The following is a 13,618-nucleotide window of genomic DNA, read 5'->3' as shown; positions in this document are numbered from 1 at the left end:
TGGAGCGACACTCATCACCGACTGAACTCCCAAATTAGGCAATGGGGCGCGTAATACCGCCCACCGGAGGTTATTTCCTTGGCTGCTGCTCGCAACGCATCCACCACGAACTCGTCGAAAAACGGATCTCCCAAGAACGGACGCTCAGCTGAGCGCCTCTCGTTCGCGAAGATCACCGACACGCTGACGGTTCCCGATCTTCTCGCACTCCAGACGGAGAGCTTCGACTGGCTCGTCGGCAACGACCTCTGGAAGGAACGCGCTGCCGAGGCAAAAGCCTCCGGTCGCCAGGACCTTCCGGCACTCACCGGCCTCGAGGAGATCTTCGAAGAGATCTCCCCGATCGAGGACCTCGGCGAGACCATGCAGCTCTCGTTCACGAACCCCTTCCTCGAAGAGAAGAAGTACTCGATCGACGAGTGCAAGGAGAAGGGCAAGACCTTCTCCGCACCGCTGTACGTCGAGGCCGAGTTCATGAACCACCTCACGGGTGAGATCAAGACTCAGACCGTCTTCATGGGCGACTTCCCGCTCATGACCCCCAAGGGCACCTTCGTCATCAACGGCACCGAGCGTGTCGTCGTCTCGCAGCTCGTGCGCTCGCCCGGCGTGTACTTCGAGCGCCAGCAGGAAAAGACCTCCGACAAGGACATCTACTCCGCCCGCATCATCCCGAGCCGTGGTGCCTGGCTCGAGTTCGAGATCGACAAGCGCGACCAGGTCGGCGTGCGCATCGACCGCAAGCGCAAGCAGTCGGTCACCGTGTTCCTCAAGGCCCTCGGCCTCACCAGCGAAGAGATCCTCGAGGAGTTCAAGGGCTTCGCGTCCATCGAGCTGACGCTCGAGAAGGACAACATCCTCACGAAGGATGAGGCGCTCAAGGACATCTACCGCAAGCTCCGTCCGGGAGAGCAGGTCGCCGCCGAGGCAGCGCGTGCGCTCCTCGATAACTTCTACTTCAACTCGAAGCGCTACGACCTGGCGAAGGTCGGTCGTTACAAGATCAACCGCAAGCTCGGTATCGACGCGCAGCTGTCGAACTCCGTGCTCAGCCAGCAGGACATCCTCGCGACGATCAAGTACCTGGTCGCCCTGCACGACGAGCAGAAGACGCTCCCGGGCATCCGCGATGGCAAGCCTGTCGAACTCCGCCTCGACGTTGACGACATCGACCACTTCGGCAACCGTCGCATCCGCGCGGTCGGCGAGCTCATCCAGAACCAGGTGCGCACCGGCCTCTCCCGCATGGAGCGCGTCGTTCGCGAGCGCATGACCACGCAGGACATCGAAGCGATCACCCCGCAGACCCTGATCAACGTGCGCCCCGTCGTCGCCGCGATCAAGGAGTTCTTCGGTACCTCGCAGTTGTCTCAGTTCATGGACCAGAACAACCCGCTCGCGGGTCTCACTCACAAGCGCCGCCTGTCGGCGCTCGGCCCGGGTGGTCTGTCCCGTGAGCGTGCCGGCGTCGAGGTGCGAGACGTGCACCCCTCGCACTACGGACGCATGTGCCCGATCGAGACCCCGGAAGGCCCGAACATCGGCCTGATCGGATCGCTCGCGTCGTTCGCCCGCATCAACTCCTTCGGTTTCATCGAGACCCCTTACCGTCGCGTCATCAACGGTGTCGTCTCCGAGACCATCGACTACCTCACGGCGAGCGAAGAGGACGAGTACGTGGTGGCCCAGGCCAACGCACCGCTCACCCCCGACGCCCGCTTCGCCGAGCCCCGCGTGCTTGCTCGTAAGAAGGGTGGAGAGGTCGACCTCTTCCTCATCGACGAGATCGGCTACATGGATGTCTCGCCGCGCCAGATGGTGTCGGTCGCGACCTCGCTCATCCCGTTCCTCGAGCACGACGATGCGAACCGCGCCCTCATGGGTGCGAACATGCAGCGCCAGGCTGTGCCGCTGCTCCGCAGCGAGTCGCCGCTCGTCGGTACCGGCATGGAGGGCTACGCGGCCATCGACGCCGGAGACGTGATCACCGCGGATGCCGCGGGTGTCGTCTCCGAGGTCTCGGCCGACGTCGTCACCATCCAGCTCGACGCCGGTGGAACGCAGGACTACTACCTGCGCAAGTTCAATCGCTCGAACCAGGGAACCTCGTACAACAATCGCGTCATCGTCAGTGCGGGCGACCGCATCGAGGTCGGCCAGGTTCTTGCCGATGGCCCCGCGACGGAGAACGGCGAACTCGCCCTCGGAAAGAACCTGCTCGTGGCATTCATGCCGTGGGAGGGCTACAACTTCGAGGACGCGATGATCCTGAGCCAGAACCTGGTGAAGGACGACACCCTCTCCTCGATTCACATCGAGGAGTACGAGGTCGACGCCCGCGACACTAAGCTCGGCAAGGAAGAGATCACCCGCGACCTGCCGAACGTGAGCCCGGAGCTGCTTGCAGACCTGGACGAGCGCGGCATCATCCGCATCGGAGCCGAGGTTCGCCCCGGCGACATCCTGGTCGGAAAGGTCACGCCGAAGGGCGAGACCGAGCTCTCGGCCGAGGAGCGCCTGCTTCGCGCCATCTTCAACGAGAAGAGCCGCGAGGTGCGCGACACCTCGCTCAAGGTTCCTCACGGTGAGGCCGGAACGATCATCGGCGTCAAGGTGTTCGACTCGCAGGACGGTGACGACGAGCTCGGCTCTGGCGTCAACCAGCGCGTCGTCGTGTTCATCGCCCAGAAGCGCAAGATCACCGAGGGCGACAAGCTCGCCGGCCGTCACGGCAACAAGGGCGTCATCTCCAAGATCCTCCCGGTCGAAGACATGCCGTTCCTCGCCGATGGAACCCCGGTCGACATCATCCTGAACCCGCTCGGTATCCCCGGTCGAATGAACTTCGGCCAGGTACTCGAGACTCATCTCGGATGGGTCGCCAAGCAGGGCTGGGACATCAAGGGCAACCCGAAGTGGGCAGCCAAGATCTCCGAGGAGGCCAAGTCGGCCGCTCCGGGCACCAAGGTCGCGACCCCGGTGTTCGACGGTGCGCTCGAGGCCGAGATCGAGGGTCTTCTCGACTCCACGACCCCGACCCGCGACGGCGACCGCCTCATCGGTTCCTCCGGTAAGGCTCAGCTGTTCGACGGCCGCTCCGGTGAGCCGTTCCCGCAGCCGGTGTCGGTCGGTTACATGTACATCCTCAAGCTCCACCACCTCGTCGACGACAAGATCCACGCTCGCTCGACGGGACCGTACTCGATGATCACGCAGCAGCCGCTGGGTGGTAAGGCGCAGTTCGGTGGACAGCGATTCGGTGAGATGGAGGTCTGGGCCCTCGAGGCCTATGGCGCCGCTTACGCACTGCAGGAGCTTCTGACGATCAAGTCGGATGACATCCTCGGTCGAGTCAAGGTGTACGAGGCCATCGTCAAGGGCGAGAACATCCAGGAGCCCGGTATCCCCGAGAGCTTCAAGGTGCTCATCAAGGAGATGCAGTCACTGTGCCTCAACGTCGAAGTCCTTTCTGCGGACGGCACGGCAGTGAGCCTGCGCGACACGGACGACGAGGTCTTCCGTGCCGCCGAGGAGCTGGGCATCAACATCTCCACGCGCTTCGAGAACTCGTCGATCGACGACATCTGAGTCCGCTAAGGCTCTTTGGTCTCGATCCCCGACACCCATTTTCAAAGTTTTTCTAAAGTAGGAGAAAAATTGCTCGACGTAACAACGTTCGATGAGCTTCGTATCGGCCTCGCAACCGCTGACGACATCCGTCGTTGGTCGCACGGTGAAGTCAAGAAGCCCGAAACGATCAACTACCGCACGCTCAAGCCCGAGAAGGACGGCCTCTTCGGAGAACAGATCTTCGGACCGAGCCGTGACTGGGAGTGCTCGTGCGGCAAGTACAAGCGCGTGCGCTTCAAAGGAATCGTCTGTGAGCGCTGCGGCGTAGAGGTCACGAAGTCGTCGGTGCGCCGTGAGCGCATGGGCCACATCGAGCTCGCTGCCCCGGTCACCCACATCTGGTACTTCAAGGGCGTTCCGTCGCGCTTGGGTTACCTTCTCGACATGGCACCGAAGGACCTCGAGAAGGTCATCTACTTCGCTGCCTACATGGTCATCTCCGTCGACGAGGAGGGCCGTCACGACGACATGCCCGGACTCGAGAACGAGATCCGCCTCGAGATCAAGGAGCTGGAGAGCCAGCGCGATGCCCGCATCGCCGACCGCCTGCAGCGCCTCGAGACCGACCTCGCCGCCCTGGAAGAAGAGGGGGCGAAGGCAGACCAGAAGCGTCGCACCAAGGACGTCGCCGAAAAGGAGATGGGCCAGGCCCGCAAGTCCTTCGACGAGCAGATCGCCCAGCTCGAGCGCGTGTGGGATGACTTCCGCAGCCTCAAGGTCGGCGACCTCAAGCCGGAGGACGCGGTCTTCCACGACCTCCAGGACCGCTTCGGGGTGTACTTCGAGGCCTACATGGGCGCCGAGGCCATCCAGAAGCGTCTCCAGGCCTTCGACCTCGCAACCGAGAGCGACGACCTGCACGACCAGATCGCCAACGGCAAGGGCCAGAAGAAGATCCGCGCGATCAAGCGACTGCGCGTGGTCAACTCCTTCCTCCAGACCGGCAACTCGCCGGCCGCCATGGTGCTCGAAGTCGTGCCGGTCATCCCGCCGGAACTGCGCCCGATGGTGCAGCTCGACGGTGGACGTTTCGCGACCTCCGACCTCAACGACCTCTACCGTCGTGTGATCAACCGCAACAACCGACTTCGTCGTCTGCTCGACCTCGGTGCTCCCGAGATCATCGTCAACAACGAGAAGCGGATGCTGCAGGAGGCCGTCGACGCACTGTTCGACAACGGTCGCCGTGGTCGCCCCGTCACCGGTACCGGCAACCGCGCCCTGAAGTCCCTGAGCGACATGCTCAAGGGAAAGCAGGGTCGTTTCCGCCAGAACCTGCTCGGAAAGCGCGTGGACTACTCCGGTCGTTCCGTGATCATCGTCGGCCCGCAGCTCAAGCTGCACCAGTGTGGTCTGCCCAAGCAGATGGCACTCGAGCTGTTCAAGCCGTTCGTGATCAAGCGCCTCATCGACCTCAGCCACGCTCAGAACATCAAGAGCGCCAAGCGCATGGTCGAGCGTTCGCGCCCGCAGGTGTGGGACGTGCTCGAGGAGATCATCCGCGAGCGCCCCGTGCTGCTCAACCGTGCACCCACCCTTCACCGCCTGGGTATCCAGGCGTTCGAGCCTCAGCTCGTCGAGGGCAAGGCCATCCAGCTCCACCCGCTCGTCTGTGCGGCGTTCAACGCCGACTTCGACGGTGACCAGATGGCTGTGCACCTTCCGCTGTCCGTCGAGGCCCAGGCCGAGGCGCGCATCCTCATGCTCGCGTCGAACAACATCCTGAAGCCCTCCGACGGCCGTCCGGTCACCCTGCCCACGCAGGACATGATCATCGGTCTGCACCACCTCACCACGCTCAAGGAAGGCGTCGTCGGCGAAGGCCGCGCGTTCTCCTCGATCGCCGAGGCGATCCTCGCTCACGACCAGCACTCGGTCGACCTGAACGCGAAGGTGCGCATCCGCCTGTCGGATGTCGCCTTCGCCGAGGGACAGGAGCCGGAAGGATTCGAAGCAGGCAAGCCCGTGCTCGTGAACACGAGCCTCGGTCGAGCCATCTTCAACGAGACCCTTCCGTCGGACTACCCCTACGTCGAGGCCGTCGCCGACAAGGGCCAGCTCTCCGCGATCGTCAACGATCTCGCCGAGCGGTACCCCAAGGTGGAGGTCGCCGCAGCACTCGACCGCATCAAGGACGCCGGATTCCACTGGGCATCCCGTTCCGGTGTGACCGTCGCGCTCAGCGACGTGCTCACCCCGCCGAACAAGCGCCAGATCATCGAGGGCTACGAGAAGCAGGCCACGAAGGTTCAGACCCAGTTCGAGAAGGGCCTCACGACCGACGCAGAGCGTCGCCAGGAGCTCATCGAGATCTGGAACAAGGCAACGGCCGAAGTCGCCAAGGCGATGGAAGACAACATGCCTGCCGACAACACCATCAACCGCATGGTCACCTCTGGTGCCCGTGGTAACTGGATGCAGGTTCGCCAGATCGCCGGTATGCGTGGACTCGTGTCGAACCCGAAGGGTGAGATCATCCCCCGCCCGATCATCTCGAGCTACCGCGAAGGACTCTCGGTCGCCGAGTACTTCATCGCGACTCACGGTGCTCGCAAGGGACTGGCCGACACGGCGCTCCGCACCGCAGACTCCGGGTACCTGACGCGTCGACTGGTCGACGTGTCGCAGGATGTCATCATCCGCGAGGACGACTGTGGCACCACCAAGGGCCTCGACATGCCGATCGCCGTTCAGGATGCCGCAGGCAACTGGTCGCTGGACGTCAACGTCGAGAACTCGGTCTACGCTCGCAGCCTCGCCGCTGACGCCGTCAACGACAAGGGCGAGGTCATCGCCCAGGCCGGCGCGGACGTCGGAGACGTGCTGCTCGACACCCTGCTCGCGGCCGGTGTTCACAACATCAAGGTGCGTTCGGTGCTCACGTGTGAGTCCGCTGTCGGTGTGTGCGCGACCTGCTACGGCCGTTCGCTCGCCACCGGAAAGCTCGTCGACATCGGAGAGGCCGTCGGCATCATCGCGGCCCAGTCGATCGGTGAGCCCGGAACGCAGCTCACGATGCGTACCTTCCACACCGGTGGTGTGGCATCCGCGGATGACATCACCCAGGGTCTGCCGCGCGTCACCGAGTTGTTCGAGGCCCGTACCCCCAAGGGTGCGTCCCCGATCGCCGAGGCCGCCGGTCGCATCACCATCGAGGACACGGACCGCAGCCGCAAGCTGATCCTGACCCCCGACAACGGTGACGAGCCGATCGCCTACCCGGTGCTCAAGCGCGCGACCCTCCTCGTGGAGGACGGCCAGCACGTCGAGCTCGGGCAGCAGCTGCACGTCGGTGCCATCGACCCGAAGGAAGTTCTTCGAGTCCGCGGTGTCCGTGCCGTTCAGATCCACCTCGTCAGCGGTGTGCAGGGCGTCTACCGCTCGCAGGGTGTGCCGATTCACGACAAGCACATCGAGGTCATCGTTCGCCAGATGCTCCGCAAGGTGACTGTCGTCGACCACGGTGACACCGGGCTGCTTCCGGGTGAGCTCGTCGACCGCCTCAAGTACAACGAGCTCAACCGCTCCGCGCTCACCGAGGGCAAGAAGACCGCATCCGCTCGCCAGGAGGTCATGGGTATCACCAAGGCATCCCTCGCGACCGAGTCGTGGCTGTCGGCCGCGTCGTTCCAGGAGACCACGCGTGTTCTCACGCAGGCCGCCATGGAGGGCAAGTCCGACCCGCTGATGGGCCTGAAGGAGAACGTGATCATCGGAAAGCTGATTCCTGCCGGAACCGGCCTGCCGAAGTACCGCAACGTCTCCGTCGAGGCGACGGAAGAGGCGAAGGCCGAGCGCTACCCGAACCGCATCTTCACTGATGACTCGGTGTTCTCGGAGGCGGACCTCTCGTTCGTCGACTTCGACAGCTTCTCGTCGGACGACTACACGCCGGGTACGTACAACTAAGCACTACCCCACCACGCGAATGGCCCCTTACTACGGTGAGGGGCCATTCGTGGTTAACCACGCCGTGCCCCCCTATCGCGGGACTGTGTTTGCTCCTCCTGCGCCTATAACGTGGGATTTCCGGGGGGATCGTCCTACTTTCGTTTTGCGCCTTCCCGTTTAAAGCGAACAGAAAGGGCGCGGGAATGTCTTCAGTTGCTGAGATCCTCATCATCCGTGGCCTCATGCCGATCGAGAGTCTCGATGACATCAGTGGAGATCCCGCCACCGATGAACTCCAGATCATCAACCTGATCGACAAGGGAGTGCTCACCGACGTCCAGGTCGCGTCAGCACGTGCCGCACAAGCCGGGCTTCCCTTTGTGGAACTCGTGGACTTCCCCATCGACCGCACCGCGGTCTCGCTCGTCTCCGCCACCCTCTGCCGCCGCCACGATCTGCTGCCGCTGTCGGTTGCCGGAGACACCATCACCGTGGCCATGGCCAACCCCGGCGACGTGTTCGCCCTCGACGATATTCGAGCGGCAACACGCATGCGTGTGAACGCGGTAGTCGCGGAGCGCCAGGACCTGCGCAACGCCATGAATCGCCTTCTTCGCGCCGACGGGGAACTCAGCGACCTCACCACCGCACTGGAGGAGGAGGTCAAGCCCTCCGCCGACATGGTTCCGGTGGGAAGCGAATCATTCGAAGACGATGCGCCGATCGTGCGCTTCGTCAACCTGCTCATCAGCCAGGCCATCCAGGACCGCGCCTCGGACATCCACATCGAGCCGGCCGAGCATGAGATGCGCGTTCGGTACCGCATCGACGGAGTGTTGCACGAGATGCAACGCGCGCCAAAGCAGATCCAGAACGGCGTGATCTCCCGCCTCAAGATCATGAGCGACATCGACATCGCCGAGCGACGCAAACCACAGGATGGCCGCCTCTCGGTCATCCACGCCGGTCGAAAGATCGACCTGCGCGTCGCGACCCTCCCCACGGTGTGGGGCGAGAAGGTCGTCATGCGAATCCTCGACAACTCGGGATCCAGCATGAGCCTCGACGACCTCGGACTGTTGAAGCGTAACTTCGACGTCTACAAGAAGTCGTACACGAAGCCGTACGGCATGATCCTCGTCACCGGGCCGACGGGATCGGGCAAGTCGACGACCCTGTACACGACGCTCAACACTGTGGCGAAGCCCGAGATCAACGTGATCACCGTCGAGGACCCGGTGGAATACCGCATGGCCGGCATCAACCAGGTGCAGGTGAACCCGAAGGCCGGTCTGACCTTCGCCAGCGCCCTCCGATCCATCCTGCGATCCGACCCCGACGTCGTACTGCTCGGTGAGATCCGCGACCACGAGACGGCGCAGATCGCCATCGAAGCCTCACTCACCGGCCACCTCGTGCTCTCGACCCTTCACACCAACGACGCGCCGAGCGCGATCACCCGTCTCATCGAGATGGAGATCGAGCCGTTCCTCGTCGGTTCCGCACTCGACTCCGTGGTGGCCCAGCGACTCGCTAGGCGACTCTGCGATCGCTGCAAGGAGCCCTACACGCCGGTCGCCACCGAGATGGCCGCGTTCGGGTTCTACATCGATCCCGAACAGCCGGTTCCGACCCTTCATCAGCCGATCGGATGCTCGGTCTGCTCGAACACAGGCTACCGCGGACGCATCGCGATCCACGAGATCATGGCGGTGAGCGAAGAGATCGAGCGCATGGCCGTGCGTCGTGCCTCGAGCGCCGAGATCAAGAGCGTCGCGATGGCCGAGGGCATGCTCACGCTTCGGCAGGACGGCTGGTCGAAGGCCCAGATGGGTCTCACCTCGATCGAAGAGATTCTGCGCGTGGTCGCCTAACTCACACCTGTTTCCGCGTCCGAGGGGGTCGCGGTCCGCACTTTGTACCAAGGGGGAAATCCGAATGAACCAGCCGTATGAGATTCCGGTGGGCAACATCACGCCGATCCTGTCGCCGCGCCGGGCTGCGCAGGCCGCCGCCGATGCGGCCGCGATGAACGCGGATCCGTTGGGCTATGCAGCACCGACCTACGCGGCTCCGGAGTATGTCGAGCCCGCCGGCCAGCTTCCGCCGGAGGAGTTCTTCACCAGCCAGCCGCACCGGCACACGCCCGACCTCGCGCCGCCCGTCGCGGGGACCTCCCCCTTCGGAGTCGCCCCGGTCGCCGGAGCCTATTCTCCGACCGTGGAGCCGGATGCCTGGGACCTCACGATCGTGCCGCCCGCCAGTGCCGCACCCGCCTATTCGCCTCCCGCGTACGCCGCCGCGCCGCCGCCCACCGTCTCCCACACCTATGAAGCACCCACCGCGCCTCCCGCCTACGACCTCTTCGAAGCGTCGGCTCCCGTGGTCGCGGCACCGACTCCGCCCCCGGCCCCCTCGGAGACCAGCACGTTGCTCGAGCAGGCACTCGCCGATATCACCTCAGGGTCGGCGTCGACCTATGACCTCGACGATGAGCAGGATGCAGACGACTCACCGTTCTTCGAGGAGCCGACCGCGGGGGAGGGCAATTCCTCTCCGCGCCTCAACGTCGATGCCGATCTCATCGCCGCGCTCACCGACGTGCTGTACTCGGGAGCATCCGACCTCCACGTCACGGTCAACGCACCGCCCACCATCCGGGTCGACGGAGTGCTTCGGCAGGTGGGCGGCACCTCGGTCTGGAACCGGGCCAAGGTCACTTCCGCGCTTCTCAGCATCCTGACGCCGGAGCAGCGCGTCGCCTTCGATAAGGAGCTCGAGCTCGACCTGGCGTACACGCTCTCGGCCAACGCCCGATTCCGCGTGAACATCTACCAGCAGCGCAACTCGATGGGCGCGGCATTCCGACTCATCCCCACCGAGATCAAGCAGCTGAAGGACCTCGGCGTGCCCGAGACCATCGGCCGATTCGCCAAGCTCCCACGTGGCCTCGTGCTCGTGACCGGCCCGACCGGTTCGGGCAAGTCCACCACTCTCGCGGCGCTCATCGACCTGGTGAACCGCACTCGCGCCGACCACATCGTCACGGTGGAAGACCCGATCGAGTTCATGCACAAGAACCACAAGTCGCTCGTGAACCAGCGCGAGGTCGGTCCCGATACCCACAGCTTCCAGGCCGCACTCAAGCACGTGCTGCGGCAGGACCCCGACGTGATCCTGATCGGTGAGCTCCGAGACCTCGAGACGATCTCGGTGGCTCTCACGGCCGCTGAGACCGGCCACCTCGTGTTCGCAACCCTCCACACCCAGGACGCGGCCCAGACCATCGACCGCATCATCGACGTGTTCCCCCCGCACCAGCAGGGCCAGGTGCGGTCCCAGCTCGCCGCCGTGCTTCAGGGCGTCGTCTGCCAGACGCTGGTAAAGAAGGCGAGCGGATCGGGCCGAGTGGTGGCCACCGAGATCCTCATCGCTACGCCCGCCATCAACAACCTCATCCGTGAGGGCAAGACCTACCAGATCGCCTCCGCGATGCAGGCGGGCCGAGACCACGGCATGCACACGATGGACTCGCACCTCGCCGACCTCGCCAATGCGGGCACCATCACGGTGGCCGCCGCGATCGAGAAGGCGCAGGATGCCGAATCGCTGAAGCAGCTCATCCATCGCAACGAGAGCGCGACGGATGTCGCAGCCCAGGCGATGGCTGCCACCGGGATCGACTTCAAGGACGCCTACTCGAGAAAGATCGGTGAATAATGGCCACTCTCGCCTACGCCTACAAGGGCCGGGATGCACAGGGCAAGGTCGTCAAGGGCAGGCTCGAAGCATCCACCGAATCGAACGCGGCGATGCGCCTGCGCTCGATGGGGGTCTCCCCGACCTCGATCGAGGAGTCCAAAGAGGGCACCGGTCTCAACATGGAGATCAAGTTCCTCAGCAAGGGAGTCGGGCTCAAGGACCTCGCCATCATGAGCCGCCAGATGGCGACCATGATCGCTGCCGGACTCTCGCTGTTGCGCACGCTCACCATCCTCGCCGACCAGACCGAGAACAAGGCCCTCGCGTCCACGCTCGGTGAGGTCCGCTCCGACATCGAAGGCGGTTCTTCGCTGTCGGCGAGCTTCGCGAAGTTCCCCCGAGTCTTCCCGCGCCTGATGATCCATCTGGTGCGTGCCGGCGAGACCGGTGGCTTCCTGGACGGAGCGCTCGAGTCGATCGCGAACAACTTCGAATCCGACGTGAAGCTGCGCGCGACCATCAAGTCCGCACTGACCTACCCGATCGCCGTGCTCATCATGGCCTTCGTGGCGGTCATCGCCATGCTCATCTTCATCGTGCCGGTATTCCAGGCGATGTTTACGAGCCTCGGTGGACACCTGCCGCTGCCGACGCAGATTCTTGTGACGCTCTCTCAGAACATGATCTGGATCTTCCCTCTTCTCGTCGTGGCCATAGTGGGCTCCAGCGTCTGGTGGCGGTTGAATAAGGAGAAGGACAGCGTTCGGAGCGTATTCGACCCGCTCAAGCTCAAGATCCCTGTGTTCGGCGGGCTGTTCGCAAAAGTGGCTGTCGCGCGGTTCACCCGCAATTTCTCAGCGATGATCGCCGCCGGAGTTCCGATCCTGCAGTCCCTCAGTATCGTCGGAGAGACCTCGGGCAACTGGGTGATCGAAAATGCACTGAAAAAAGTCCAGGAGTCTGTGCGTACGGGTAATTCGATCGCTGCACCGCTCGCAGAACAGCCGATCTTCCCGTCGATGGTGGTGCAGATGATCGCCGTCGGAGAGGATTCGGGGGCACTGGAGATCATGCTGACCAAGGTCGCCGACTTCTACGAAGAAGAGGTTCAGAGCACCGCAGAAGCGCTGACATCCCTCATCGAGCCCTTGATGATCGCTGTGATCGGCACTGTCATCGGCGGCATGATCGTGGCGCTCTACATGCCCATCTTCACCATCTTCAATGAGATCAACAAATAGTCTCGCCCGCTCCGATCAGGGACCAACCAGATGATCAACCGCACAAACCGTAAATTGGCCCGGGTGCGGGAAGCTCGCATTCAGGGTGAGGCCGGCTTCTCGCTGATCGAGTTGATGGTCGTCATCGTGATCATCGGCATACTGGCCGCGATTGCCGTCCCGGTGTTCCTCAACCAGCGCCAGAGCGCCTGGAAGGCGACGGTGGCGAGTGACCTGAAGAATGCCGCGATCGTCGTCGAGACCTGGGGAATGAACCACGACGGGTCGTTCGCGGACTTTCCGGTGAGCAATGCGACCAACTGCATCAAGGCGACCGAGGGCAACACGATCGTGGTGAGCCCGAGCGCGACCACCTTCACCATTCTCGGGTCGAACGCGAACGTGAGCCCCGGCAGCCAGGTCTATGACCGAGCTGCCGGCGGCCTGGGGAAGTTCACGCCCTAGTCCCGTCTTCCAGTGAGCCAGAGCGACAGCACCCCTATCGGATGCTGTCGCTTTGGCGTAACCGGAATCGCCGACTTGCCCCCGTACTGGGGGCGCATTCTGGCTGTATTACCCCTGTTTGCGGGATTCCGCGGGGCTAACGGTGCGGCCAACATGATCTCAGGGGGCATTGCAATTGGGGGCCACCTGTCCATCAACATTCTCAATGAACAGGAATCAATCACATGATCATTCGCATGAACAAGGCCATGACGGCCGGCCGTGAGGCTCGTAAGGATGGGGAGAAGGGCTTCACGCTCATCGAGCTCCTCGTCGTCATCATCATCATCGGTATCCTCGCCGCGATCGCCATTCCGGTGTTCCTCAACCAGCGCCAGAGCGCCTGGAAGGCCTCTGTGGCTTCCGACCTCAAGAACGCAGCGGTCGTCGTGGAGACCTGGGGCACGAGCCACAGCGGCTCCTTCTCGGCCTTCCCGGTGAGCAACGCGACCAACGGCATCAAGGTGAGCGATGGCAACACGATCACTGTAACCCCGAGCGCGACTTCCTACACGATCCTCGGATCGAACGCGAACGTCACGGGAAGCCAGACGTACGACAGCAGTGCTGGTGGACTCGGGAAGTTCACACCGTAATTTCACGCAATGCGACGATGCGGAACATGGCCCAGTCCATGTTCCGCATCGTTCTCGCAATTCCCGCTTAATCCC

At 63.5% G+C, this 13,618-nt stretch carries 7 protein-coding genes; all 7 read left to right on the top strand.

Annotated elements, in window-relative coordinates; genetic code table 11:
- The first annotated feature begins 78 nt into the window (after positions 1–78).
- The 7 genes from rpoB to F1C58_RS17120 all read left to right on the top strand — a co-directional run bounded on the left by rpoB (position 79) and on the right by F1C58_RS17120 (position 13,543).
- Positions 79–3,588 carry a DNA-directed RNA polymerase subunit beta gene (gene rpoB / locus F1C58_RS14465; protein WP_185201749.1) on the top strand — a complete coding sequence of 1,170 codons (3,510 nt, stop codon included), beginning with the start codon at positions 79–81 and terminating at the stop codon, positions 3,586–3,588.
- Between the two features lie 69 nt (positions 3,589–3,657).
- Positions 3,658–7,539 (top strand): DNA-directed RNA polymerase subunit beta', encoded by a 3,882-nt coding sequence (locus tag F1C58_RS14460; protein ID WP_185201748.1) that lies wholly within the window; start codon positions 3,658–3,660, stop codon positions 7,537–7,539.
- Positions 7,540–7,724: 185 nt separating this feature from the next.
- The gene (locus F1C58_RS14455; RefSeq protein WP_185201747.1) at positions 7,725–9,395 is read left to right on the top strand and encodes a GspE/PulE family protein; all 1,671 of its coding nucleotides are present in this window, start codon (positions 7,725–7,727) and stop codon (positions 9,393–9,395) included.
- Positions 9,396–9,459: 64 nt separating this feature from the next.
- A complete protein-coding gene (locus tag F1C58_RS14450; protein WP_255461134.1) occupies positions 9,460–11,241 on the top strand; it encodes a type IV pilus twitching motility protein PilT in 1,782 nt (593 codons plus the stop codon).
- A complete protein-coding gene (locus F1C58_RS14445) occupies positions 11,241–12,464 on the top strand; it encodes a type II secretion system F family protein (RefSeq protein WP_185201746.1) in 1,224 nt (407 codons plus the stop codon). The genes F1C58_RS14450 and F1C58_RS14445 overlap by 1 nt, the downstream gene beginning before the upstream one ends.
- Positions 12,465–12,494: 30 nt before the next feature.
- Entirely contained in the window at positions 12,495–12,908 is a 414-nt protein-coding gene (locus F1C58_RS17040; RefSeq protein WP_185201745.1) for a type IV pilin protein, read from the top strand.
- A gap of 224 nt (positions 12,909–13,132) precedes the next feature.
- Complete coding sequence (locus tag F1C58_RS17120; RefSeq protein ID WP_219731982.1) at positions 13,133–13,543, top strand: prepilin-type N-terminal cleavage/methylation domain-containing protein; 411 nt, start codon at positions 13,133–13,135, stop codon at positions 13,541–13,543.
- Positions 13,544–13,618 lie beyond the last annotated feature (75 nt).

This window comes from Glaciihabitans sp. INWT7, from assembly GCF_014217685.1.
In the GTDB taxonomy this organism is placed as follows: domain Bacteria; phylum Actinomycetota; class Actinomycetes; order Actinomycetales; family Microbacteriaceae; genus Lacisediminihabitans.
This window is presented reverse-complemented; position numbering and strand designations above follow the sequence as displayed.

Bases quoted from the DNA above. Each gene is read 5' to 3' on its own strand.
- F1C58_RS14455 (WP_185201747.1), top strand. From the start codon at position 7,725: ATGTCTTCAGTTGCTGAGATCCTCATCATCCGTGGCCTCATGCCGATC.
- F1C58_RS14450 (WP_255461134.1), top strand. From the start codon at position 9,460: ATGAACCAGCCGTATGAGATTCCGGTGGGCAACATCACGCCGATCCTG.
- F1C58_RS14445 (WP_185201746.1), top strand. From the start codon at position 11,241: ATGGCCACTCTCGCCTACGCCTACAAGGGCCGGGATGCACAGGGCAAG.
- F1C58_RS17040 (WP_185201745.1), top strand. From the start codon at position 12,495: ATGATCAACCGCACAAACCGTAAATTGGCCCGGGTGCGGGAAGCTCGC.
- F1C58_RS17120 (WP_219731982.1), top strand. From the start codon at position 13,133: ATGATCATTCGCATGAACAAGGCCATGACGGCCGGCCGTGAGGCTCGT.